Source organism: Dyella sp. (genome assembly GCF_035685805.1).
Classification (GTDB): Bacteria; Pseudomonadota; Gammaproteobacteria; order Xanthomonadales; family Rhodanobacteraceae; genus Dyella_A.
Map to the genome: position 1 here is coordinate 1 of NZ_DASSAB010000007.1, position 23,509 is coordinate 23,509.

A 23,509-nucleotide genomic window follows, 5' to 3' on the forward strand; every position below is an offset into this window, starting at 1 on the left:
GACCGAGGTCGCGCGCAACGCGCGCCAGGTGAGCCGCGACCTCGACGCGCTCGCCGCCGACCTGCCGCGGCGCGACGGCAGCGGCCGCACCGAAGGGATCCCGCTGAACGGCACCGGCCACCGCGAGGCCGGCGGCAAGCTGTTCTTCCAGACCGCGCCGCTCGACTACACGCTGCCGACCAGCCTGCCGCAGGGCAAGGCCGACAACCAGATCCTGGGCGTGGTGCAGGCGCTGCGCGACCTCTATGCCGAGGACGCCCACGGCCGGCCGAAGCAGGAAGTGGTGCTGGTGTCGAAGGACATCAACATGCGCGTCAAGGCACGCGCCCTCGGGCTGGCCGCCGACGACTACCAGAACGACAAGACCCTCGAGGACGGCGACCTGCTCTACGCCGGCTCGCTGGCCCTGCCGGCCGACTTCTGGACGCGCCAGAGCAAGACGGTCGAGAGCTGGCAGAGCGGCAGCAGCACCTTCTACCGCATCAGCGGCCCGATCGTGCCCAACCTCTACATCAACCAGTTCGTGTATTTCGAGGCGCCCGGCGAGCCCAGCATGTATGCGCGGGTGACCGAGATCCGCGACAAGACCGCGGTGCTCAAGACCTTGAAGGACTACGGCTCGGTCAAGAACGCGGTGTGGGGCGTGAACACCCGCAACCGCGAGCAGAACTTCGCGATGAACCTGCTGATGGACCCGGACGTCGACTTCGTCACGCTGACCGGCACCGCCGGCACCGGCAAGACCCTGATGGCGCTGGCCTCGGGCCTGACGCAGGTGCTCGACGACCGCCGCTACACCGAGATCATCATGACCCGCGCCACGGTCAGCGTGGGCGAGGACATCGGCTTCCTGCCCGGCACCGAGGAAGAAAAGATGACGCCCTGGATGGGCGCCCTCACCGACAACCTCGAAGTGCTGGCCAATCCGGAGGAAGGCGGCAGCTGGGGTCGCCAGGCCACCAACGACCTGCTCGCCTCGCGGATCAAGATCCGCTCGCTCAACTTCATGCGCGGGCGCACCTTCCTTTCGCGCTACCTGATCATCGACGAGGCGCAGAACCTCAGCCCCAAGCAGATGAAGACACTGATCACCCGCGCCGGCCCTGGCACCAAGATCGTCTGCCTGGGCAACGTGGAGCAGATCGACACGCCCTACCTCACCGAGACCACCTCCGGCCTCACCTATGCGGTGGACCGTTTCAAGCATTGGGCGCATTCGGCACACATTACTTTGCGCCGGGGCGAACGCTCACGCCTGGCCGATTTCGCCTCCGAGGCACTCTGACGCCAACGGCGACCGGCGTTTGCTGTGGCACCGGTCGCCGTTGGAGAAACCGAGTCATCGCGGTGCGACCCACGCACTTCGCCCGCTTCGGCACGCCGCGAGTCGCCTGCGCGGGTGCTATCCGTCTTCCCAGCGCACCTGGGCCGAGTCCCCATCGGCCAAGCCACGCCAGTAGGCGCCGAGCCGCAGCCAGCCGCTGCGAACGCGCCGGGACCTCTCGTCATAGATTTTCACCCGCACCACGACCTGGGCGTCGCTGGTAGTCAGCCACATCCGTAGTGGCAGGAACCACGCCAGCCGGATGTCGAGAATACGATACCCGTGGGCCGCGGCCCACTCGGCGGTCATGGCGCGGACGCGCCGGTGTTGCCAGTAGAACGCCAAGGCAAGAATCGCCAAACCAGCAAGCAAAGGCAGCACGTGCATGAGTTTCCCCGTCGACGAATGGACCGACCCTCCCTGGCAATGTGCCGGAGCAACGTGTCACTTCGGCGACCCAAACCCTCCTGCCGCCCGGACGGCAGTCGCTGCGGCGCCGAGGCCGTGGCTTGCGCCTCCAGGGAAACGGGTGCCTGCGACCTGTGCCAGCGCAGATCATAGCCCGCCCATGTTGCGGCCGCACAGGCAGCGCGCCGGGCCGTTCGAACCGCCTCAGGCGGCGCCGTGGCGGCCCCGATTGGTCCTGGAAGCTCGAGTGCCGATTAGATGGTGAACCGCCATCTGTGACCACCGCCCCCACGCGGTGCTGGCCGGAAGAGGAGGTACGACGCAAAAGCGACACGGCTTCCAACCGGTCCGGAACCTTTGCACGAGCGCCGGGCCATTGCGCTCGCCCAAGGCCGGCAACCCTGTTGCAGCGTATGCTTCGCAGGTCAGCCCCCCGATTTCCTGGTTGCCATGAACCTGCTCAGCCCGCGCCTCATCGTGTTGTATGTTTTGCTGGCCTTCGCCCTCTGTGTGCTGCTGGTGCACCTGCGTGGCCGCGCGCGCCTGCGTTTCGACCGTCAGCTGGTGGATCACTCCGCCGTGTTCGCGCCGTACAACCTGCTGATGTACGCCTTCTCGGCCGTGCCTGCGCGGCCGATCCTCGACCGCCGCGGCTTTCCCCAGCTGGACCTGCTGCAGGCGAACTGGCAGGCGATCCGCACCGAGGCGATGCAGCTGTTCGACGAGGGCCATATCCGGGCCGCCGAAAAGCACAACGACGCCAGCTTCAACAGCTTCTTCAAGCAGGGCTGGAAGCGCTTCTATCTGAAGTGGTACGGCGAACCGCTGGCCTCGGCCGAAACGCTGTGCCCGCAGACGGTGAAGCTGCTCAACAGCATCCCCAGCGTCAAGGCGGCGATGTTCGCGCTGCTGCCCCCGGGTTCGAGGCTCAACCCCCACCGCGACCCCTTTGCCGGCTCGCTGCGGTATCACCTCGGCCTGATCACACCCAACTCGGACGACTGCCGCATCTTCGTCGACGGGCAGATGCACGCCTGGGGCGACGGCAAGGATGTGGTGTTCGACGAAACCTATGTGCACTGGGCCGAGAACAAGACCGACCAGACCCGCGTGATCCTGTTCGCCGACGTGGAGCGCCCGTTGCGAACACGCTGGATGCGCGCGATCAACCACCGTGTCGGCGCGTTCATGGGCAAGATCACCGCCTCCCCGAACACCGAGTCGTCCGAGGAGAAGACCGGCTTCGTCAATCGCGTATTCGCGCTCAACCAGCGCAGCCGCGATCGAAACCGGGCGTTCAAGAAGAAGCATCCGAAGCTGTTTCGCGCGATCAAGTACGCCGGCATGCTGGTGTTGATCTGGCTGGTCTTCCTGGCGCCGTGGCCGTTCCTGGGCTGAGGGCTGTCACGTTGCGCGCGGCCCACACGTCCTGGTAGCGCCACCTGTCAAAGGAACGCCCGATGGACGCGCAAACCGCTCTGTTCCAGCAGCACCGCCAGCGCCTGTTCGGCCTGGCTTATCGCATGCTCGGCACGCCCAGCGACGCCGAGGACGTGCTCCATGACGCCTGGTTGCGCTGGCACGCGCAGAACCTCGATGCGCTGGACGACCCCGAGGCCTGGCTGGTCACCGTCACCACCCGCCTCGCGCTTGACCGACTGCGCCGCGCACGGACCGAGCGCGAACACTACAGCGGCCCTTGGCTACCCGAACCGTGGATAGCCGACGCCGACCAGCCCGAGGCGCAACTGGAGCGCGCCGAGAGCCTGACCCTCAGCTTTCTCTTGCTGCTCGAACGGCTAAGCCCCGACGAACGCGCCGCCTTCCTTCTGCGCGAGGTGTTCGACTACAGCCATGCCGAGACGGCGGTGATGCTGGGCATCGGTGAGGACGCCTGTCGGCAGCGGGTGCATCGGGCAAGACAGCGCCTGCGCGAGGCGCGTCCCGGCCGGAGCGCGCCGGACGCCAACCGCCAGTACCGCCTGCTGGAGCGTTTCGCCGAGGCACTGCGACAGCCCGACCTGGACACGCTGCGCGCGCTTTTCGCCGAAGATGCGGTGCACGTTTCCGACGGCGGCGGCCTGGTCACCGCGACCTTGCATCCACTGCACGGAGCGGATCGCCTGGCCCGCCTGTATATGCAGATCGCCGTCCATCAGCGGGGCCAGGATGTGCGCCACGAGATCCACCAACTCAACGGCACTCCCGCCCTACTCAGCTGGCAAGGCGACACCCTGATATCTGCCAGCTGGATAGACGACGACGCCACCGGCATCCGCGCGATCCACGCGCTGCGTCACCCCGGCAAGCTGGCCCGGCTGGCAGCTGTCACGAAATCCACGGGGCCTGCGTCCTTGCACTGAACGGCCGCCCCGGCCGCACTCACGCAAGGAGTTCCCCATGTCATCCCGTCAATCCTCCGCCCCCGTCTCGGAAGCGATCAAACCGCTGTTCGCCCTGCACAAGTACGTCCATGCGAGCAGTCTGGAACCGGCACTGATCGAACTGGTCTTGATGCGCGCATCCCAGCTCAATGGCTGCGCCTATTGCCTGGACATGCACAGCAAGGACGCACGTGCCGCCGGCGAAACCGAGCAGCGACTTTACGTGCTGCAGGCGTGGCGGGAAGCACCGTTCTACAACGACCGCGAGCGCGCCGCCCTGGCCTGGTGCGAAGCAGTAACGCGGCTGGACGCGCACGGTGTCAGCGACGAGGTCTACGCCATGGCAAGCGCCCAGTTCAGCGCCAAAGAGCTGGGTGACCTCACCATGGCGGTGATCCTGATCAACGCCTGGAATCGCATTGCGATCCCGTTCCAGAGCGCCCCTGGCAGCTACACGCCCGCTGCGCACTGAACTGCCGCAATAAAAAAGCCGCGACGGTGAGTCGCGGCTTTTTCATCTGCTCGCAAGATTCGCCTCAGCCTTTGACGCGCTTCGCGATCGCCTCACCGAAACTCTCGGTGCTGCCCTTGCCCCCCAGGTCCGGCGTCACGCTGTCGCGGTCGTGGGTCATGGTGTCGCGGATCGCCTGGCGCAGCCGGGTGCCCTTCTCCACCTGACCCAGGTGGTCGAGCATGTCGGCCGCCGCCAGCAGCAACGCGCACGGATTGGCGATGCCCTTGCCGGCGATGTCCGGCGCCGAGCCGTGCACCGCCTCGAAGATCGCCGCGTGCTCGCCGATGTTGTCGCCCGGGGCAAGACCCAGGCCGCCCACCAGGCCGGCGCAGAGGTCGGAGATGATGTCGCCGAACAGGTTGGTGGTGACAATCACGTCGAACTGCTCGGGGCGCATCACGAGCTGCATGCAGGTGTTGTCCACGATCATCTCGTTGAACTCGATCTGCGGGTATTCCTTGGCGATCTCGCGCGCCACGTTGAGGAACAGGCCGGTGCTGGTCTTGAGGATGTTGGCCTTGTGCACGGCCGTGATCTTCTTGCGGCCCTTCTTCACCGCCATCTCGAACGCGTAGCGCACGATGCGGGTGCTGCCCTTGCGCGTGTTGCGGATGATCGACTGGGCGACCTCGCCATCCTCGGACAGCGTCTGGCCCTCGGCCAGGTACGCACCCTCGGTGTTCTCGCGCACGGTGATGATGTCGATGTTCTCGTAACGCGACTTGGTGCCCGGGAAGCTGATCGCCGGGCGCACGTTGGCGTAGAGGTCGAAATGGCGACGCAGGGTGACGTTGATCGAGGTGAAGCCACCGCCGATCGGCGTGGTCAGCGGGCCCTTCAGCGCCACCTTGTGCTGGGCGATCTTGTCCAGCGTTTCCTTGGGCAGCAGGTCGCCGTGCTTGTCGAGCGCCACCATGCCGGCATCGGCAAAGTCGTAGTCGAGGCCGCAATCGAGCGCGTCGAGCACGCGCAGCGTGGCGGTCATGATTTCCGGGCCGATGCCGTCGCCGGGGATCACGGCAATGGTCTTGCTCATGGGGATGCTCCTTGGGGTGCGTCAGCGGAGGCCGGGACGGGGATATCCGGGCCTCACAACCGCACCATTATCGCTTATGCCCGCCGCAGCGGCCATGGCAAAGCCCGCCGCCAACGATGCAAATGCTCGGATGGAGCATTTCAAAAAGCTGCACGCTCAGCCGTGATCGGCGCAGCCTTCGGCCGCCTCACCCTGGCCGCCCTCGAGCTGATCGAGAAAATCCACCGCCCGGCGCAGGTGCGGGATCACGATAGAGCCTCCCACCACCAGACCCACGCTGAAGGTTTCGAAAAACTCCTCGCGCGTCACGCCGGCTTCCTTGCACTGCGCCACGTGGTAGCTGATGCAGTCGTCGCAGCGCAACACCATCGAGGCCACCAGGCCGAGCAGTTCCTTGGTCTTCACGTCCAGCACGCCGGCCTTGTAGGTCTGCGTGTCCAGTGCGAAGAACCGCCGCACCACCTGGTTGTCTTCGGCCAGGATGCGCTCGTTCATGCGCTTGCGGAACGCGGTGAACTCCGCGAGGCGATCGTTCTCCGCGCTCATGCGCCGGCCTCCAGCAAGCTGGCCAGCTTGCCGCTGCGATCGGCCGCCACGAGGTCGTCGAAGCCGCCCACGTGATGGTCGTTGATGAAGATCTGCGGCACCGTGCGGCGGCCGCCGCTGCGGGCCAGCATGGCGTCGCGCTGCGCGGGGTCGGTGTCGATGCGCACTTCGGTCCACTCCAGCCCTTTGGACTTGAGCAGGCTCTTGGCCGAGACGCAGTATGGACATACGGCGGTGGAATAGACCTCGATCTTGGGCATGATCTTGCTCCGGATATTCTGCGAATTGATGTCGATAAATGGGGCTGCGGGGCGGCTCGCGCAAGCGGCCCAGGTGAACCGCAGCCAGCGCGGTACCGGCTTGCCGCCCGTGGGCAGCGGCCGCGGTGGTATTGTCCGCGGCCTATGCTCAAGGCACCACGACGCATTATCACCCGGCTGTGCACCGCGCTGATCAGCGCCGGGCTGTGCCTTGCCGCCAGCGCGCAGGACGATCTGCGGTTGCCGGATCTGGGCAGCTCGGCCAACGCACTCATCTCCGACCAGGAGGCCGAGAACTACGGCGGCGCGATGCTGCGGCAGATGCGCGCGCTGGACATGGTAGTCGACGACCCGCTGCTGGACGACTACATCAACCACCTCGGCTACCGGCTGGTCGCCGCCTGCGACAAGCCCAAGGACCACTTCGCGTTCTTTATCGTGAAGGACCCCGAAATCAATGCCTTCGCCGCTCCGGGCGGCTATATCGCAGTCAATTCCGGCCTGATCACCATCACCCGCAGCGAGAGCGAGCTGGCCGGCGTGATCGCACACGAGATTGGCCACATCACGCAGAACCACCTGCAGCGCGCGTTCGAGGCATCCAAGAAGGACGCGCCGCTGATGGCCCTCGTGCTGCTGGGGGCGATTGCGGCGGGGGCCGGGGCACACGCGGGCGATGCGGCCGGGGCGATCCTGATGGGCGGCCAGGGCGCGATTCTGCAAAAGCAGATCAACTTCACCCGCAAGGACGAGACCGAGGCGGACCGCGTCGGCATCCAGACCCTGGCCAAGGCCGACTTCGACCCCCATGCGATGGCCGCGTTCTTCGAGCGCATGGCCGACACGCTGCGGGCCGGCTCCGGCGGCAATGACGTGCCGTCACTGCTGCAGGATCACCCCGTCACCACCTTGCGCATCAGCGATGCCAAGGCGCGCGCCGGTGCGCTGGCGGCGATGCAGAAGCAACGACCCGCCGGCACCACCCTCGACGCCGGCCAGTGGGCGCGCGCCACCGCGCCGATTGCGTTCGTGAAGGACCCCACCACCCTGGTCACCGCCGCCGGCAATGCGCCGGCGATGGACACCTATGCACTGATGCGCGAGCGCGTGCGCGTGCTTGCCGGCGACGCGCTGAAGCTCTCCAGCTATTACTCGGCGAACCTGCCGCGACGCGAGTTCGACACGCTGGCCAACCGCTATGGCTACGCCCTCGCCCTGTCACGCAGTGGCCGCGGCGACAAGGCCATTGGCGTGCTCCAGCCCCTGCTCGCGAGCCACCCGGACAACCTGGTACTGCGCCTGGCGATGGCCGATGCGCAGTTGCAGGCCGGGCACCGCGCCGCAGCCCTGGCGATCTACGCCGATGCGAACAGCGACTCGCCGCGCAACCCTGCCGTCACCCTGGCCTATGCCAAGGCGCTGATCCAAGCCGGGGCCAGCCAGGGCGAGGCCAGCCAGGGCGATGCCGCACGGGCCGCCACGTTGCTGCGCCCGGCGCTGGACACCAGCGAAGACCCGGACATCTTCCGCACCTACGCGCGCGCCAGCGAGCGTGCCGGCGACAGCGCCCGTGCCGGCGAGGCCTACGCGGACGCCAGTTACCTTTCCGGCCGCCCGTTCGACGCGCTCGAACAGCTCAAGCGACTGCTCAAGCGTGACGACCTCGACTACTACGCCCGCGCGCGCATCCAGGCCCGCATCGCCGAGCTCACGCCACTGGTGCTGGAACTGCGCAAACGCAAGGTGCAGACCGAGGACAACCCCGATCGCGGCACGCGCTGAGCGGCGGCAACCGGCCTGTGGCGCGGCTGTCATCGGCAGGTAACATAATCACGCTGCAATCCCTCCGTCACATAACCCCGGGCGAATGCAAGCGTGCACAAGCGCATCCTCATCGTTGAAGACGAAGCCTCGATTCGCGACATGGTGGCGTTCGCGCTGCGCAAGGCCGGCATGGAAGCGAGCCAGGCCGCCGACGCCCGCGCCGCGCAGCTGTCCATCGCCGAGCAGGTGCCGGACCTGATCCTGCTCGACTGGATGCTGCCCGGCACCAGCGGCCTGGAACTGGCCCGGCGCCTGCGCAAGGAAGAGCTCAGCCGGGAAATCCCGATCATCATGCTGACCGCCCGCGGCGAGGAAATGGATCGCGTGAACGGCCTGGAGGCCGGTGTCGACGACTACGTGATCAAGCCTTTCTCCACCCGCGAGCTGATCGCCCGGATCAAGGCGGTGCTGCGGCGCAGCCAGGGCGATGACGGTTCGGGCATGGTCGAGCTGGGCGGCCTGCGCATCGACGGACCCGCGCACCGCGTGTTCGCCGGCGACGAACCGGTGACGATCGGCCCGACCGAATACCGGCTGCTGTACTTCTTCATGACCCACCCGGAACGCGTCTACTCGCGCGCGCAACTGCTCGATCATGTCTGGGGCGGCAGCGTCTATGTGGAGGAGCGCACGGTCGACGTGCACATCCGGCGCCTGCGCAAGACGCTGGAGCCGTGGAAGCTCGACGACATGGTGCAGACCGTGCGCGGCTCGGGTTACCGCTTTTCCGCCAGCCTCTGAGTCGGCCACGCGCGGCGCTTGCGCCGACTGCCGCTTTTGTCGATGCTGCCGGCCTGCCATAACGCCCGGGCCGCCCTTCCGTGAGCACGTTCCGCCTGCCGCGCCTGTCGCTCCTCGTCCCCCTGCTCGCCGCGGCACTCGCCGCCGGTGCGCTGGCTGGTCGCGCGTTGTTCGACGACAGCTGGCTCGGTGTGTCTGTCATCGCCGTGGCGCAAATCGTCTTGCTGCTGTCTTGGATCCGTCATGGGCAGGCGACCATGATGACCGCAACTGCCGCACCAGCGCCCGCCACGCATGACCGTTTCATGACGCGAACCCGCCGCATTGCCTCGAGCCTGCGCGACCTGCGAAGCGCCGCGGGGAACCTCCCCGACGCCGTGGTGCTGCTCGACAACGAACAGCACGTGCGCTGGTTCAACCACGCCGCGGAAGACCTGCTCGGCCTGCGCCGGCCACACGATCGCGGGGCCGACCTGCACGAGCGGCTGCACGCCTCGGAACTGGCTGGCTGGCTGCACGAGGGCGCACACGAGCCGCTCAACGACATCGCCGCACCCGGGCGACCGGACCGGCACCTCAACGTCACCCTGCTCCCATTCGGGCGACGCCAGCGGCTGCTGCTGGCGCGCGACATCAGCGACCTGACCCGGCTGGAACAGGTGCGGCGGGATTTCGTGGCCAACGTGTCGCATGAGCTGCGCACGCCGTTGACGGTGATCCATGGCTACCTCGAGCTGCTCGATCCCGAAGACGTACCCGAACTGGCTCCGGTGCTCGGCGAGATGCGCGCGCAGTCCAAGCGCATGGGTCAGATCGTGGAAGACCTGCTGACGCTCTCGCGGCTGGAGACGCAGGAGCACGTTGCCGACGAGCGGGTCGGCATGGCCGCCCTGCTGGCGACCCTGCGCAAGGAGGCCGAAGCGCTCAGCCAGGGACGTCACCAGATCACGCTCGAATCCACGGCCGAGGCCGATCTGCTCGGTTCGCCCAAAGACCTGCACAGCGCGCTCTCCAATCTGGTCAGCAACGCCGTGCGCTACACCCCGGTCGGCGGGCACATCACCATCCGCTGGCAGCGCAGCGGCGACGGCGCCGTCTACTCGGTAACCGACACCGGCTTCGGCATCCCCGCCAGCCACCTGGCGCGACTGACCGAACGGTTTTACCGGGTGTCCTCGAGCCGATCGCGCGACAGCGGCGGCACTGGCCTGGGGCTGTCGATCGTCAAGCACGTGCTCAACCTCCACCAGGCGCGGCTGCAGATCGAGAGCACGCCCGGCCAGGGGTCCACGTTTTCGTGCCATTTCGGGCGCGAGCGCCTGCTCGGACCGGCCGGCAGCGACGAGAGCTGAGCGATCGCCCGTCCGGCATCGCCGCGCGGGGTGTGCACGCCCGTCACATGCGCCAGAATGCGCGGATGCGCCGTCCTCCCCTGTCTCCGCCCCCTGCCGCTGGCCAGGTGGGTTCGCCCGATCTCTTTTTCAGCCGCGAGCTGGCGGCGCTGGAATTCAATTTCCGGGTGCTGGCGATGGCCCGCGACACCGCCGTGCCATTGCTGGAACGGCTGCGCTACCTGAGCATCGTGGCCAACAACCTCGACGAGTTCTTCGAGGTTCGCGTGGCCATGCTCAAGCATCACCACAGCTATGGCTCGGCCGCACCCGGACCCGACGGCATCGGCTCCGGCGAGCTGCTCGCGCGCATCCGCACGCGGGTGCTGGACCTGGTGTCCGAGCAGTACGCCACCTGGCAGGACGACATCAGCCCCCGGCTGGCCGGCGAGGGCATCCACATCCTGCCGCGCCAGCGCTGGGGCGAGCGGCAGCATCGCTGGCTGCAGGGCTATTTCGAGCATGAAGTGCTGCCGGTGCTCTCGCCGCTGGGGCTGGACCCGGTGCACCCGTTCCCGCGGATCCTCAACAAGACGCTGAACATCGCGGTGGTGCTCAAGGGTCGCGACGCGTTCGGCAACGAGGGGCACATGGCGCTGGTGCGCGCGCCGCGGTCGCTGCCGCGGATCATCCGCGTGCCGGCGGAGGTCAGCGGGCCCGGCGAGCACTTCGTGTTCCTGGCAGAGTTGCTGCACGCCTTCGTGGACCTGATGTTCCCCGGCTTCAAGGTGCTGGGATCGCACCAGTTCCGGGTCACCCGCAACAGCGAGCTGATGGTGGAAGAAGCCGAGGTGGAAAACCTCGCCCGCGCCCTCACCGAAGAACTGGTCGGCCGTGGCTATGCCCGGCCGGTGCGACTGCAGATCGGCACCGATTGCCCCAAGGCGATCACCCGCATGCTGGTGGAGAACTTCCAGCTCGATGAGGCGGACGTCTATCGTTGCGATGGGCCGGTCAACATCATCCGCGCCGGCCTGATCTACGACTGGCTGGACCGCCCCGACCTGAAGTTCCCCCGCTTCACCGCGCGCATCCCCGCGCAGATGGAGGCGAGCCGCAACAAGTTCGAGGTGATCGCCCAGCGCGACGTGCTGCTGCACCACCCCTACGAGAGCTTCGCCGCCGTGGTCGACCTGCTGCGCCAGGCCACCCAGGACCCCAACGTGCTGGCGATCAAGCAGACGCTGTACCGGGCAGGCGAGGACACGCCGCTGGTCGACCTGCTGGTGGACGCGGCGCGCAACGGCAAGGACGTGACGGTGGTCATCGAACTGCGCGCGCGCTTTGATGAAGAGGCCAACATCCGGCTGGCCACGCGCCTGCAGGAGGCCGGGGTGCAGGTGGTCTACGGTGTGGTCGGGTTCAAGACCCACGCCAAGATGATGCTGATCGTGCGGCGCGAAGGTGCTGCTCTGCGGCGCTATGTGCACCTGTCCACCGGCAACTACCACCAGGCGAACAGCCGCCTCTACACCGACATCGGGCTGATGACGGCCAACGAGGAAATCGGCGAGGACCTGCACAAGATTTTCCAGCAACTGTCGGGGCTTGGCCCGACCATCAGCCTCAAGCGCCTGCTGCATTCGCCTTTCACGCTGTACAAGAGCGTGGTGGCGAAGATCGAGCGCGAGACCGAACACGCCCTGGCGGGAAAGCGCGCGCGCATCGTCGCCAAGCTCAACGCGCTGAACGAGTCGCACGTGATCGAAGCGCTTTACCGCGCCTCGCAGGCGGGCGTGGAGATCGACCTGATCGTGCGTGGCGCCTGCACGCTGCGCCCGGGGCTGCCCGGGATTTCCGACCACATCCGGGTGCGCTCCATCGTCGGACGATTCCTCGAACACAGCCGCGTGTACTGGTTCGCCAACGACGACGCGCCCGAGCTCTACTGCGCCAGCGCCGACTGGATGGAGCGCAACCTGATGCGGCGCATCGAAGTGGCGTTCCCGATACTCGATCCGGAACTGGCCGCCCGGGTGTTCGAAGAGACCCTGGCGAACACGCTGGCCGACAATACCCAGGCCTGGCTGCTGGGTAGCGACGGACGCTACACGCGGGCCACGCCCGGCACCAGCGCTCCCCACAACGCGCAGCAGACCCTGCTGGCCAAGCTCTGCCCGGCAGCGCCCACACCATGAGAACGTTCCCCATGCGCCTTGCTTCATGCCTGCAGCAACAGTCTCTCGCCGGACGGTGGGCATGAGCGCCGGCGACCAGGTCCAGATCCGCGACGGCGAGCTGGTCGCCGCGGTCGACCTTGGCTCCAACAGCTTCCATATGGTGGTCGCCCGGGTCGAACACGGCGAGCCCCGGGTGATCGACCGCCTGCGCGACACGGTGCGCATGGCCGCAGGCCTGCGCAGCGACGGCACGCTCGATGCGGAACATCGGGCGCGCGCGCTGAACTGCCTCAAGCGGTTCGGCCAGCGGCTGTCCGGGCTGCCTTCGCTGCACGTGCGTGCGGTGGCGACCAACACGGTGCGTCGACTGGCCTCGCCGCAGTCGTTCCTCAGCGCCGCCGAGAGCGCGCTGGGGCACCCGGTGGAAATCGTCTCCGGGCGCGAAGAAGGGCGCCTGATCTTTCTCGGCGCGGCCCACGACCTGCCCGCCTCGCGCGAACCACGGCTGGTCATCGACGTGGGCGGCGGCAGCACCGAGTTCATCATCGGGCGCGGGGTGGCGCCGCTGCACACCGAAAGTGTGCAGGTGGGCTGCATCGCCTCGACGCTGCGCTTCTTTCCCGGCGGCAAGCTCAACCGCAAGCGCTGGCAGAAGGCGCGCGGCGAAATCGGCCTGCTGCTGCAGCAGTTCGAGGAGGACTACCGCGAAGCCGGCTGGCAGGATGCGTTCGGGTCGTCCGGCACGGCCAAGGCGATCGGTTCGGTGGTGCAGGCGATGAAACTCGCCGAAGACGCGATCACCCCCGCGTCGCTGGCGGGCCTGCGCGATGCGCTGCTTGAACAGGGGCAGATAAGCGCGATCAAGCTGCCCGGGCTGGCCGAGGATCGCGCGTCGGTGATCGCCGGCGGCGTGGTGATCTTCGAGGCCGCCTTCGCCGCACTGGGCATCGAACGCATGCGTGTGTGCGAGAGCTCGATGCGCGAGGGTCTGCTGTGGGACATGCTCGGGCGCGCCGGCGGCAGTGATCCGCGCACCGCCAGCATCGACGCCCTTGCCACCCGCTACGGCGTGGACCGGGCGCAGGCGCGCCGGGTGGAGTCGACGGCGCTGATGCTGTTCGACCAGATCGCCCGTTACTGGAAACTCGACGGGGAAAGCCGCGAATGGCTGTCGTGGGCCGCCCGGGTGCACGAGATCGGCCTCGCCATTGCGCACAGCCAGCATCACCGGCACGGCGCGTATATCCTGCGCCACGCCGACCTGGCGGGCTTCTCGCGCCAGGAGCAGCAGTTGCTCGCGGCGATCGTGGAACTGCACCGTCGCAAACCGGACAAGGCACTGATCTCCGCCCTGCCGCAACGGTATCGACTGCTCGCCCGCCAGATCACCGCACTGCTGCGGCTGGCCGTACTGTTTCGCCGCGCCCGCCGCGCCGAGTCGCTGCCGCCGATGCGTCTGGCGGCCACGCGTCAGCGCCTGCGGCTGGCGCTTCCGGCGGCCTGGCTGGAGCAGCACCCGCTGACCGAGGCGGACCTCGAGCAGGAGCGCTCGCCGATGTCCGACCTCGGCTTCGCGCTCGCGCTGAGCGCCGTCTAGCCTGGCGGAAACCGACCGCCGGTTCAGCCCCGAACAGGCTTCAGACGGCGCGGCCGCGTATCATCGAACGATCACCTGCACGCACGAGTCCCATGTTCAAAGCCGCCCTGCTCTCTTTCATGCTGCTGACGCTGCCGGCGCTGTCCATCGCGCAACGCGCCGCGGATGCCACCAAGGACAACGCCGAGCCGGCCGCTGCGCCGCCACAGGTGGTGCTGCAAACCTCCCAGGGCGACATCACGCTGGAGCTCTATCCGGACAAGTCGCCCAAGAGCGTGGCGAACTTCCTGCAGTACGTGCGAAGCGGCTTCTACGGCGGCACCGTGCTGCATCGCGCGATCCCCGGCTACCTCGTGCAAGGCGGGCTGTACACGCGAAACCTGCAGCCCAAGCGCACCCGGCCGGCGATCGCCAGCGAGGCCGACAACGGGCTTTCCAACCTGCGTGGCACCATCGCGGTGGCACGCGGCGCCGATCCCAGCTCCGGCACCTCGCAGTTCTTCTTCAACCTGGTCGACAACCGCCGGCTCGACTTCGTCGGCAGCCAGAGCGGACTCACCTGGGGCTATGCCGTGTTCGGCAAGGTCATCAAGGGCATGGAGGTGGTCGACAAGATCGCCGCCCTGCCCACCCGTGCACTCGGCCCGTTCGCCGGAGACGTGCCCAACCCGTTGGTGGTGATCGAGAGCGCCGAGGTCATCGGCGAACAGGCCCCGGCCTCCGCCGCAAGCAACCAGCCGGCACCCGCCGGCTCGTCGCCCGGGCCCGCGGCGCCCGCCAGCAAGCCCGGAGCGCGCCCGGCCGCCAGGAAACCCTGACCCGTGGCAACGATCTTCATCTCGGACCTGCATCTGGACGACGGTCGTCCGCACATCACCGCGTTGTTCGAGCGCTTGCTGGCCAGCGACGAGGTGCGTTCCGCTGACGCGGTGTACATCCTGGGCGACCTGGTCGACGCGTGGATCGGCGACGACGACGACGCCGCGCTGCCGGCACGCATCGCCCAGGCGACTCGCTCGCTGAGCGAAGCGGACGTGCCGGTGTATTTCATGGCCGGCAATCGCGATTTTCTGCTGGGGTCCGCGTATGCCGCGCGGGCGGGGCTGACCCTGCTCGAGGACGGCACCGTCCATGCGCTGTACGGCCGCCCCACCCTGCTCATGCATGGCGACGTGCTGTGCACCGACGATGTCGCGTACCAGGCCGTGCGCCAGCAGGTGCGCCAACCGCAGTGGCAGGCTCAGATACTCGCCATGCCGTTGCCGGCGCGCCGGGCCTTCGCTGCGAAGGCCCGCGAGGACAGCCGCGCGCATACCGGCACCACCGGCGAGGCCATCATGGACGTCAACCAGCAGGCGGTAGCTACCACGATGCGCGAAGCCGGCGTCACCCGTCTGATCCACGGGCACACGCACCGCCCGGCCATCCATCACTTCGACCTCGATGGCCGTGCTGCGGAGCGCATCGTGCTGGGTGACTGGTACGAGCACGGTTCGGTTCTGCGTGTCACGCCCGAGGGCAGCGAGCTCGCAGGCCTGTCCGCCGGCTGAGGCCAGCACCCGAATCACGGCGGGCACGAGCGATCACGCTGCCTTCGCTCCGCAGGATCCGTCTCACACTCGCCGCTCATGGCGTGGCTCAAGCGCAGGACTCGAGGGATCGCAGGGCGAGTTGAAAGCGGCCGTGGCGTCTCCCCCAGCGCCGGGCACACCGATCAGCCGCAGCTTTGCTGGCATGACTGTTCAGCGAACGCATCCGTTTGCGTCACGGCGCGAGCGGTCGAGCACGGTCTGCAAGGTGACTGCAAGAAAAAAGCGGGACGTGACCTGCCCGCTGCCCATCCGGCCTCGTCGTCCACGCGACGCTTCAGCGTTGCCAGGGTCACCCGCCTGAATGCCTGAACCAGATACGCAAAACGCCCCGCGAGGGGGCGTTTTGCGTATCTGGCGGAGAGAGAGGGATTCGAACCCTCGATAAGGCTTTTGACCCTATACTCCCTTAGCAGGGGAGCCCCTTCGGCCTCTCGGGCATCTCTCCGTGTACATGTCCGCATTACTGCGGAGCCGGCAAGGATACTGACCGGCGTGGTCGAGGTAAAGCGTTTGGTGATTATTCGGCAGTGTTATCGCCAGGAACCGCATCACCGGGCTCGTTCTCACCCTTGATGCGTTGGTAGATCTCTTCGCGATGCACCGCAACGTTCTTGGGCGCATTGATGCCGATGCGCACCTGGTTGCCCTTGACGCCCAGAACGGTAACGGTCACCTCGTCACCGATCATCAGGGTTTCACCGACCCGGCGGGTCAGAATCAACATGATTGCTACTCCATAACATGGTGTGGTTACAGGCCAGCTGTCGAACGAGACCTCACCCCTGAGTCCGTCCACACAGTTCGACGACAACATCCGCCGAAGGCCCTTCCGCCTTCCCCGGCTTCAACCGGCGCATTGAGCTGCCTGCTCCGGTGGTCGGCAGCACTGCAACAAGCGAAACCGACAATCCACTGATACTAGCCGAGCGTGTCACAGGCGCGCAATCAGTCTCTGGTCTAGGTCCGCGCGCCGCGCCGCGCGGTTCAGCCGCGCAGGCGCTCCCCGATCCAGCGCGGCAGATCGCCCAGCAAGGCCGGCAGTTGCGGAGCGTCGTTGCCACCGCCTTGCGCCATGTCGGGGCGGCCGCCCCCCTTGCCCTCGATCTGTGCAGCGACGTGTGCGACTACCTCGCCCGCCTTGATCCGTCCCAGCGCGCTGCCGTGCACACCGGCGACCAGCGAGGCGCGGCCGTCGGTGGCGCCGGCCAGCAGCACCACGCAATCGACGAGCTGCTGCTTGAGCTGGTCCACGCTGTCGCGCAGCGCCTTCGCGTCCAGCCCCTCGATCCGCGCCGCGACCACCTTGATACCGTCCACCAGCTGGGCCGAACCGGCGAGATCGGCGGTGGCCGAACCGGCCGCCTTGGCGCGCAGCGATTCCAGCTCGCGCTCGAGCTTCTTCTGGCGCTCGAACAGCTGGCGGAGCTTGTCGACCACTTCGTCGCCGTGCCCCGAGAGCAGCTGCGACAGCTCGCCCAGGCGCCGCTCCTCGTCATTGATGTAAGCCAGAGCGCCGCGACCGGTGACCGCCTCGATGCGGCGCACGCCCGAAGCGACGCCCGCTTCGCTGACGATCTTGAACAGGCCGATGTCGCCGGTGCGCCCCACGTGCGTGCCACCGCACAGCTCGGTGGAGAAATCGCCCATGCGCAGCACGCGCACGCGGTCGCCATACTTTTCGCCGAACAGGGCCATGGCACCGAACGCAATCGCCTCGTCGTAGCCCATGTCGTGGATCTCGGCCGGTGCATTGCGACGCACCTCGGCGTTGACCAGCGCCTCCACCTCGGCCAGCTCGTCGCGGCTCATCGGCTTGAAGTGGGCAAAGTCGAAACGCAGCCGCTCCGGCGCCACCAGCGATCCCTTCTGCGCCACGTGATCACCCAGCACGTTGCGCAGCGCCGCGTGCAGCAGGTGCGTGGCGGAATGATTGAGCACGGTCGCCTGGCGGCGCGCCTGGTCCACGCGGGCAGCCACCGCGTCGCCACGGCGCAGCGGCTGCGAACCGTTCCAGGTACCGGCATGGCCGAAAAACACCCCACCCATCTTGAGCGTGTCGGATACGTCGAACCGCCCGGCCGGGGCGTCGAGCATGCCGGTATCCCCGACCTGCCCGCCCGACTCGGCATAGAAGGGCGTGCGGTCGAGGATCACCAGGCCGTCCTCGCCAGGGGCAAGCTGATCGAACTGCTTACCGCCACGCACGATGCCGACCACGTTCGCGCCCTCGGTCGAAAGCGCTTCGTAGCCCAAGAACCGGGTCGGCTGCAGCTGGCTGGCCAGATCCGCCGGCATCAGGCCCTTGGCCTCGAATTTACCCGCGGCCCGCGCTCGCTCGCGCTGCTCGGTCATCGCCTGCTCGAAGCCGGCCATGTCCACCTCCATGCCGCGCTCGCGGGCGATGTCGGCGGTGAGGTCCACCGGGAAGCCGTAGGTGTCGTAGAGGCGAAACGCGTCTGCGCCCGGGATGGTCTTGCCGGCCTTGCCGGCCACTTCGTCGAACACGCGCATGCCGTGTTCCAGCGTCTCGCCGAAACGCTGCTCTTCGGTGCGCAAGGCATCCTCGATCAGCGACTGCCGCGCCGCGAGCTCGGGATAGGCCTCGCCCATCTCCACGACGAGCGGCGCGACCATCTTCCAGAAGAAATCGCCGCGCACACCGAGCATCCAGCCGTGGCGCAGGGCGCGACGGATGATCCGGCGCAGCACGTAGCCACGCCCCTCGTTGGACGGCAGCACGCCGTCGACGATCAGGAACGAGCAGGCGCGGATGTGATCGGCGATCACGCGCAGCGACTTGTTAGTGAGATCGGCCGTACCGGTGAACTCGCCGGCCTTGCGGATCAGGTGCTCGAACAGGTCGATCTCGTAGTTCGAATGCACGTGCTGCAGCACCGCGGCCAGGCGCTCAAGGCCCATGCCGGTGTCCACGCATGGCGCCGGCAGCGGGCTCAGCGTGCCGTCGGGCGCGCGGTCGAACTGCATGAACACCAGGTTCCAGATCTCGATGTAGCGGTCGCCATCCTCATCGGGCGACCCCGGCGGACCACCGGCCACATCCGCCCCGTGATCGTAGAAGATCTCGGTACACGGCCCGCACGGACCGGTGTCGGCCATCTGCCAGAAGTTGTCCGAGGCGAACGGCGCGCCCTTGTTGTCGCCGATGCGCACGATGCGCTCGGCTGGCACGCCGACTTCCCTGTTCCAGATGTCGTAGGCCTCGTCATCGGTCCGATAGACCGTCACCCAAAGCTTGTCCGCCGGCAGCTTGAACACCTCGGTGAGGAGCTCCCATGCCCACACGATCGCCTCGCGCTTGAAGTAGTCGCCGAACGACCAGTTGCCGAGCATCTCGAAAAACGTGTGGTGGCGTGCGGTATAGCCCACCGCATCCAGATCGTTGTGCTTGCCGCCCGCGCGCAGGCAGCGCTGCACGTCCGCCGCGCGCACGTAGGGCAATTTTTCGCTGCCCAGGAACACGTTCTTGAACGGCACCATGCCCGAATTGGTGAACAGCAGCGTCGGGTCGCTGGAGGGCACCAGCGAGGCGGACGGCACGATCGCGTGGTCCTTGGCGCGGAAGAAGTCGAGGAAGGCAGAACGGATCTCGGCGGTTTTCATGCGGGCTTCTGGCGATGGGGCCATCGAAGATTCCAATGGCTGAAACAAGGCCACGCCGCGGCGACGCCGCGTCAACCGTGATGTCAGTCGTCGTCAGCGTCATCCACTTCGGCGTGGGTAACGCTACGTACTGTGGCGGCGGAAAAGCCGCGACGCAAGAGGAACTGCGCCCGTTTGGCGCGCTCGGCGTGGTCGCTCGCGGGCTTGCCGCCATAGCGCCGACGCAGCTGGGCTGCGGCACTGGCATGCCAGTCCGTGTCCACTTCCTCCAGCAGCTGACGCACCGTGGCGTCGTCCACACCGTGCGTCCTCAGTTCCATCCGGATGCGCACCGGGCCATAACCCTGCGAGGCGCGGTTGCGCACCAGCATGCCGGCAAAGCGCTCGTCGTCCTGGTAACGCTGCTCGCCGAGCCGATCGAGCGCGGCATCGGCCTCGTCTCGTTCATAGCCCTTCTGCCCGAGCTTGCGTCCCAGTTCACGCCGGGACTGCTCGCGTCGCGCGAGCAAGCCCAGCGCCTTCTCGTAGGCGCTGGGCTTGGGCCGCTCGTGGTTGTCGTCCCGGCGCGTCATTGCCTGTACGACCGTCCCTGCCGGGCCGATCAGGCGTCGGCTTCAGCCGCTTCCTCGGTGGAAGCCGCTGCCGCGGGCTTGGCGCTGACCAGCAGACGGGCACGCAGCTCGGCATCCACCTCGTTGGCAATGGCCGGGTTGTCGCGCAGGAACTGGCGCACGTTCTCCTTGCCCTGGCCGATGCGGTCGCCCTTGTAGCTGTACCAGGCGCCGGACTTGTCGATCAGGTTCTCGCGCACGCCCAGCTCGATGATCTCGCCCTCGCGCGAGGTGCCCTCGCCGTAGAGGATCTCGAACTCGGCCTGGCGGAACGGCGGCGCCACCTTGTTCTTGACCACCTTGACGCGGGTCTCCGAGCCGATCACCTCGTCGCCTTTCTTCACCGCGCCGGTGCGGCGGATATCCAGGCGCACCGACGCATAGAACTTCAGCGCGTTGCCGCCGGTGGTGGTCTCGGGGCTGCCGAACATCACGCCGATCTTCATGCGGATCTGGTTGATGAAGATCACCAGCGTGCCGGACTTCTTGATGTTGGCGGTGAGCTTGCGCAGCGCCTGGCTCATCAGGCGGGCGTGCAGGCCGACGTGCGAGTCGCCCATCTCGCCCTCGATTTCGGCCTTGGGCGTGAGCGCGGCGACCGAGTCGACCACCACCATGTCCACCGCGTTGGAACGCACCAGCATGTCGGCGATTTCCAGCGCCTGCTCGCCGGTGTCCGGCTGGGAGATCAGCAGGTCGTCGAGATTGACGCCCAGCTTCTCGGCGTAGGAGGGGTCCAGCGCGTGCTCGGCGTCGACGAACGCGGCGGTGCCACCATTGCGCTGGCAGCTGGCGATGGCCTGCAGCGTGAGCGTGGTCTTGCCGGAAGATTCCGGACCGTAGATCTCCACGATGCGGCCGCGCGGCAGGCCGCCGATGCCGAGTGCGATGTCCAGGCCAAGCGAACCGGTGGAGACGGTTTCGATGGCTTCGTTGGCACGGTCGCCCAGGCGCATCACGGCGCCCTTGCCGAACTGCTTTTCGATCTGGCCGAGGGCCGAGGCGAGCGCCTTGCGCTTGTTGTCATCCATCGTGGGAATCCTGCGGTAGCTGTAGAGATAGAAGGGTTATCGACCGGCCAAGCATGGCGCCGGGTGATCTCACCGGCTGCGATTGGGCAGATCCCAAGTATCCCACACCATGTCCGCCCCGCCGGGCGGTGCGGCAGCACGCCGGGAAGCGGGCCGAGGCCGGTTCAGGTTGTCAGCTCATGGCGCATGCCCACGAGCGCTGCGGCCACCGTCTGGCGCCGGATCGCATCGCGGTCGCCGTGAAAATGGAACACCCGCGCATGGGCGTAGCCGCCGCGGCGCTTCCAGCCGATCCACACGGTACCGACCGGCTTGTCATCGGTGCCGCCGGAGGGGCCGGCGATGCCCGTCACGGCCACCGCGGCGCCGGCACCGAAGCGCGCCAGGGCACCGGAGACCATTTCCAGCGCGGTTTCCTCGCTCACCGCCCCGGTTCGCTCGAGCGTGCGCGGATTCACCCCCAGCAGCGCCTCTTTCGCCTCGTAGCTGTAGGTCACCACGCCGGCATCGAACCAGCCCGAACTGCCCGGCAGGTCGGTCAGCACCTTGGCGATGAAGCCGCCGGTGCACGACTCGGCCGTGACCAGCATCAGCTTGCGCTCGAGCATCTGCGCAGCCACGTCCTCGGCCAGCTGGCGCAGCTGCGCATCGGTAGGAACGGACGACGACTCCATGCGAGACTCCCGGGCTTGAACACGGCGCCCCTGCGGCGCCAAGCCCTCCGTTCTACCTGTTCCGCGCGACCGAGCCAAGACCCGCCCACGCATGAGCCACGACGACCTCTCCCAGCACACGCCGCTGATGCGCCAGTACCTCGGCGCCAAGGCGAGCCATCCGGATGTGCTGCTGTTTTTCCGCATGGGCGACTTCTACGAACTGTTCTACGACGACGCCCGCAAGGCAGCACGGCTGCTGGACATCACGCTGACCCAGCGCGGCGCGTCAGCGGGCGCCCCGATCCCGATGGCGGGCGTGCCTTACCACGCGGTGGAGAATTACCTGGCGCGACTGGTGAAGCTGGGCGAGTCGGTGGCGATCTGCGAGCAGATCGGCGATCCGGCGCTGGCCAAGGGAATCGTCGAGCGCAAGGTGGTGCGCATCGTCACCCCCGGCACGGTCACCGACGCCGCGCTGCTGGAGGAGCGCCGCGACAATCTGCTGCTGGCGATCGCGGCCGGCCCGGGCAGCGCCTACGGACTGGCCTGGGTCGACCTGTCCAGCGGGCGTTTCCTGCTCAGCGAGGTACCGAGCGCCGAGGCGCTGGGGGCGGAGCTGGCGCGGTTGCAGCCGGCCGAGACGCTGATCGACGAAAACGTCGCCTGGCCCAAGCTGGTCGGCGCCCTGCCCGGCCTGCGCAAGCGGCCGCCGTGGCACTTCGACAGCGATGCCGCACGGCGCGAGCTGAACCGTTTTTTCGGCACGCGCGACCTCGGCGGCTTCGGCGTGGACACGCTGCCGCTGGCGGTCGCGGCCGCCGGCTGCCTGCTCGGCTACGTCGAGGAGACCCAGAAAAGCGCGCTGCCGCACCTCACCGGCATGGCGGTGGAAAGCGCCAGCGAGACGATCGCGCTGGACGCTGCCACCCGTCGCAACCTGGAGCTGGACAGCCATCCCAGCGGCCGCACCGAGCACACCCTGCTCGGGGTGCTGGACGAAACCGTCACCCCGATGGGCGCGCGGCTGTTGCGCCGCTGGCTGAACCGCCCGCTGCGCTCGCGCGAGGTCTTGCGCCAGCGCCACCAGGCGATCGGCACGCTGATCGACAGCCGCCGGCACCCGAGCCTGCGCGAGCAGCTGCGCCGGATCGGAGACCTCGAACGGATCCTGGCGCGGGTCGCCCTGCGGTCCGCGCGCCCGCGCGATCTCTCCACCCTGCGCGACGGCCTCGCCGCGGCGCCCGAGCTGCGCGGCGAGATTGCCGCGCTGGACAGCCCGCTGTTGCACGCCCTGGTAGAGCGCATCGGCGACCACGCCGACACCGCCGACTGGCTGACCACCGCCGTAGTGGCGCAGCCGCCGGCACTGCAGCGCGATGGCGGGGTGATCGCCGACGGCTACGACGCCGAACTCGATGAACTGCGCCGCCTGTCCACCCACGCCGACCAGTACCTGGTGGAGCTCGAAGAACGCGAAAAAGCCGCCAGCGGCATCGCCACGCTCAAGGTCGGCTACAACCGCGTGCACGGCTACTACATCGAGATCAGCAAGGGCCAGTCGGAGCGCGCGCCGACCCACTACACGCGCCGGCAAACGCTGACCGGCGCCGAGCGCTACATCACGGAAGAGCTCAAGCAGTTCGAAGACAAGGTGCTGTCGGCCCGCGAACGCGCGCTCACGCGCGAGAAGCTGCTGTACGAAGGCTTGCTCGACACGCTCAACCGCGACCTCGAACCCCTCAAGCGCTGCGCGGCGGCGCTGTCCGAACTCGACGTGCTCGCCTGTTTCGCCGAGCGCGCGCAGTCGCTTGACTGGTCGCAACCCGTGCTCGGTGACGGCCCCGGGCTGCACA

Annotated in this window: 21 protein-coding genes and 1 tRNA gene; 12 read left to right on the plus strand and 10 right to left on the minus strand. The window is 67.7% G+C overall.

Annotation, left to right across the window (positions count from 1 at the left end; all coding sequences use genetic code 11):
• Positions 1-1,285: PhoH family protein (locus VFG40_RS01310; protein ID WP_324894076.1), on the plus strand; the 1,285-nt coding region annotated here is incomplete at its 5' end.
• Between the two features lie 117 nt (positions 1,286-1,402).
• Here VFG40_RS01310 and VFG40_RS01315 read toward each other — a convergent pair.
• Entirely contained in the window at positions 1,403-1,711 is a 309-nt protein-coding gene (locus VFG40_RS01315) for a hypothetical protein (protein WP_324894078.1), read from the minus strand.
• Positions 1,712-2,206: 495 nt separating this feature from the next.
• On the opposite strand from VFG40_RS01315, the gene VFG40_RS01320 reads away from it, so the two are divergent.
• The 3 genes from VFG40_RS01320 to VFG40_RS01330 all read left to right on the plus strand — a co-directional run bounded on the left by VFG40_RS01320 (position 2,207) and on the right by VFG40_RS01330 (position 4,588).
• Positions 2,207-3,130 carry an aspartyl/asparaginyl beta-hydroxylase domain-containing protein gene (locus VFG40_RS01320; protein ID WP_324894114.1) on the plus strand — a complete coding sequence of 308 codons (924 nt, stop codon included), beginning with the start codon at positions 2,207-2,209 and terminating at the stop codon, positions 3,128-3,130.
• A gap of 62 nt (positions 3,131-3,192) precedes the next feature.
• Complete coding sequence (gene sigJ, locus VFG40_RS01325) at positions 3,193-4,095, plus strand: RNA polymerase sigma factor SigJ (RefSeq protein ID WP_324894080.1); 903 nt, start codon at positions 3,193-3,195, stop codon at positions 4,093-4,095.
• Positions 4,096-4,132: 37 nt separating this feature from the next.
• A complete protein-coding gene (locus VFG40_RS01330) occupies positions 4,133-4,588 on the plus strand; it encodes a carboxymuconolactone decarboxylase family protein (protein ID WP_324894082.1) in 456 nt (151 codons plus the stop codon).
• Between the two features lie 64 nt (positions 4,589-4,652).
• Here the strand turns inward: VFG40_RS01330 and VFG40_RS01335 are convergent, their stop codons facing one another.
• The 3 genes from VFG40_RS01335 to grxC all read right to left on the minus strand — a co-directional run bounded on the left by VFG40_RS01335 (position 4,653) and on the right by grxC (position 6,472).
• Complete coding sequence (locus tag VFG40_RS01335; RefSeq protein WP_324894084.1) at positions 4,653-5,666, minus strand: isocitrate dehydrogenase; 1,014 nt, start codon at positions 5,664-5,666, stop codon at positions 4,653-4,655.
• Between the two features lie 156 nt (positions 5,667-5,822).
• On the minus strand, positions 5,823-6,212 hold the full coding sequence (locus tag VFG40_RS01340; protein WP_324894086.1) for a carboxymuconolactone decarboxylase family protein: 390 nt from the start codon (positions 6,210-6,212) through the stop codon (positions 5,823-5,825).
• Positions 6,209-6,472 carry a glutaredoxin 3 gene (gene grxC / locus VFG40_RS01345; RefSeq protein ID WP_324894088.1) on the minus strand — a complete coding sequence of 88 codons (264 nt, stop codon included), beginning with the start codon at positions 6,470-6,472 and terminating at the stop codon, positions 6,209-6,211. The genes VFG40_RS01340 and grxC overlap by 4 nt, the downstream gene beginning before the upstream one ends.
• A 144-nt stretch (positions 6,473-6,616) precedes the next feature.
• Between grxC and VFG40_RS01350 the strand changes: the two genes are divergently transcribed.
• From VFG40_RS01350 to VFG40_RS01380, 7 genes are all read left to right on the plus strand, one after another.
• Entirely contained in the window at positions 6,617-8,254 is a 1,638-nt protein-coding gene (locus tag VFG40_RS01350; protein WP_324894090.1) for a M48 family metalloprotease, read from the plus strand.
• Positions 8,255-8,347: 93 nt separating this feature from the next.
• Positions 8,348-9,037 carry a phosphate regulon transcriptional regulator PhoB gene (gene phoB / locus VFG40_RS01355; protein WP_324894092.1) on the plus strand — a complete coding sequence of 230 codons (690 nt, stop codon included), beginning with the start codon at positions 8,348-8,350 and terminating at the stop codon, positions 9,035-9,037.
• 80 nt (positions 9,038-9,117) lie between these two features.
• A complete protein-coding gene (gene phoR / locus VFG40_RS01360; RefSeq protein WP_414649225.1) occupies positions 9,118-10,389 on the plus strand; it encodes a phosphate regulon sensor histidine kinase PhoR in 1,272 nt (423 codons plus the stop codon).
• Between the two features lie 65 nt (positions 10,390-10,454).
• Positions 10,455-12,566, plus strand: coding sequence for a polyphosphate kinase 1 (gene ppk1, locus VFG40_RS01365; RefSeq protein WP_324894094.1), 2,112 nt, complete (start codon positions 10,455-10,457; stop codon positions 12,564-12,566).
• Between the two features lie 61 nt (positions 12,567-12,627).
• Positions 12,628-14,145, plus strand: coding sequence for a Ppx/GppA phosphatase family protein (locus tag VFG40_RS01370; protein WP_324894096.1), 1,518 nt, complete (start codon positions 12,628-12,630; stop codon positions 14,143-14,145).
• Positions 14,146-14,237: 92 nt separating this feature from the next.
• A complete protein-coding gene (locus VFG40_RS01375) occupies positions 14,238-14,963 on the plus strand; it encodes a peptidylprolyl isomerase (protein WP_324894098.1) in 726 nt (241 codons plus the stop codon).
• 3 nt (positions 14,964-14,966) lie between these two features.
• Positions 14,967-15,695: a UDP-2,3-diacylglucosamine diphosphatase gene (locus tag VFG40_RS01380; protein ID WP_324894100.1), complete on the plus strand. Its 729-nt coding sequence runs from the start codon at positions 14,967-14,969 to the stop codon at positions 15,693-15,695.
• 394 nt (positions 15,696-16,089) lie between these two features.
• Here the strand turns inward: VFG40_RS01380 and VFG40_RS01385 are convergent.
• The 6 genes from VFG40_RS01385 to VFG40_RS01410 form a co-directional block, all read right to left on the minus strand.
• A tRNA-Ser gene (locus VFG40_RS01385) sits at positions 16,090-16,182 on the minus strand.
• Positions 16,183-16,254: 72 nt separating this feature from the next.
• Positions 16,255-16,461 carry a carbon storage regulator CsrA gene (csrA, locus tag VFG40_RS01390; protein ID WP_324894102.1) on the minus strand — a complete coding sequence of 69 codons (207 nt, stop codon included), beginning with the start codon at positions 16,459-16,461 and terminating at the stop codon, positions 16,255-16,257.
• Positions 16,462-16,721: 260 nt separating this feature from the next.
• Entirely contained in the window at positions 16,722-19,358 is a 2,637-nt protein-coding gene (gene alaS / locus VFG40_RS01395; protein ID WP_324894104.1) for an alanine--tRNA ligase, read from the minus strand.
• 83 nt (positions 19,359-19,441) lie between these two features.
• The gene (locus VFG40_RS01400; RefSeq protein WP_324894106.1) at positions 19,442-19,930 is read right to left on the minus strand and encodes a regulatory protein RecX; all 489 of its coding nucleotides are present in this window, start codon (positions 19,928-19,930) and stop codon (positions 19,442-19,444) included.
• A 29-nt stretch (positions 19,931-19,959) separates the two neighbouring features.
• Positions 19,960-21,000: a recombinase RecA gene (gene recA / locus VFG40_RS01405; RefSeq protein WP_324894108.1), complete on the minus strand. Its 1,041-nt coding sequence runs from the start codon at positions 20,998-21,000 to the stop codon at positions 19,960-19,962.
• Positions 21,001-21,164: 164 nt separating this feature from the next.
• Positions 21,165-21,674, minus strand: a complete 510-nt coding sequence (locus VFG40_RS01410; protein WP_324894110.1) for a CinA family protein — start codon at positions 21,672-21,674, stop codon at positions 21,165-21,167.
• 91 nt (positions 21,675-21,765) lie between these two features.
• Here VFG40_RS01410 and mutS point away from each other — a divergent pair.
• Positions 21,766-23,509 (plus strand): DNA mismatch repair protein MutS (gene mutS, locus VFG40_RS01415; protein ID WP_324894112.1); only part of this gene is annotated, 1,744 nt, incomplete at its 3' end.

Coding starts and splice junctions, on each gene's coding strand:
- recA (WP_324894108.1), bottom strand. CDS start 21,000: ATGGATGACAACAAGCGCAAGGCGCTCGCCTCGGCCCTCGGCCAGATC.
- VFG40_RS01375 (WP_324894098.1), top strand. CDS start 14,238: ATGTTCAAAGCCGCCCTGCTCTCTTTCATGCTGCTGACGCTGCCGGCG.
- alaS (WP_324894104.1), bottom strand. CDS start 19,358: ATGAAAACCGCCGAGATCCGTTCTGCCTTCCTCGACTTCTTCCGCGCC.
- VFG40_RS01400 (WP_324894106.1), bottom strand. CDS start 19,930: ATGACGCGCCGGGACGACAACCACGAGCGGCCCAAGCCCAGCGCCTAC.
- VFG40_RS01410 (WP_324894110.1), bottom strand. CDS start 21,674: ATGGAGTCGTCGTCCGTTCCTACCGATGCGCAGCTGCGCCAGCTGGCC.
- VFG40_RS01370 (WP_324894096.1), top strand. CDS start 12,628: ATGAGCGCCGGCGACCAGGTCCAGATCCGCGACGGCGAGCTGGTCGCC.
- VFG40_RS01340 (WP_324894086.1), bottom strand. CDS start 6,212: ATGAGCGCGGAGAACGATCGCCTCGCGGAGTTCACCGCGTTCCGCAAG.
- VFG40_RS01315 (WP_324894078.1), bottom strand. CDS start 1,711: ATGCACGTGCTGCCTTTGCTTGCTGGTTTGGCGATTCTTGCCTTGGCG.
- ppk1 (WP_324894094.1), top strand. CDS start 10,455: ATGCGCCGTCCTCCCCTGTCTCCGCCCCCTGCCGCTGGCCAGGTGGGT.
- grxC (WP_324894088.1), bottom strand. CDS start 6,472: ATGCCCAAGATCGAGGTCTATTCCACCGCCGTATGTCCATACTGCGTC.
- VFG40_RS01350 (WP_324894090.1), top strand. CDS start 6,617: ATGCTCAAGGCACCACGACGCATTATCACCCGGCTGTGCACCGCGCTG.
- sigJ (WP_324894080.1), top strand. CDS start 3,193: ATGGACGCGCAAACCGCTCTGTTCCAGCAGCACCGCCAGCGCCTGTTC.
- VFG40_RS01330 (WP_324894082.1), top strand. CDS start 4,133: ATGTCATCCCGTCAATCCTCCGCCCCCGTCTCGGAAGCGATCAAACCG.
- csrA (WP_324894102.1), bottom strand. CDS start 16,461: ATGTTGATTCTGACCCGCCGGGTCGGTGAAACCCTGATGATCGGTGAC.
- VFG40_RS01335 (WP_324894084.1), bottom strand. CDS start 5,666: ATGAGCAAGACCATTGCCGTGATCCCCGGCGACGGCATCGGCCCGGAA.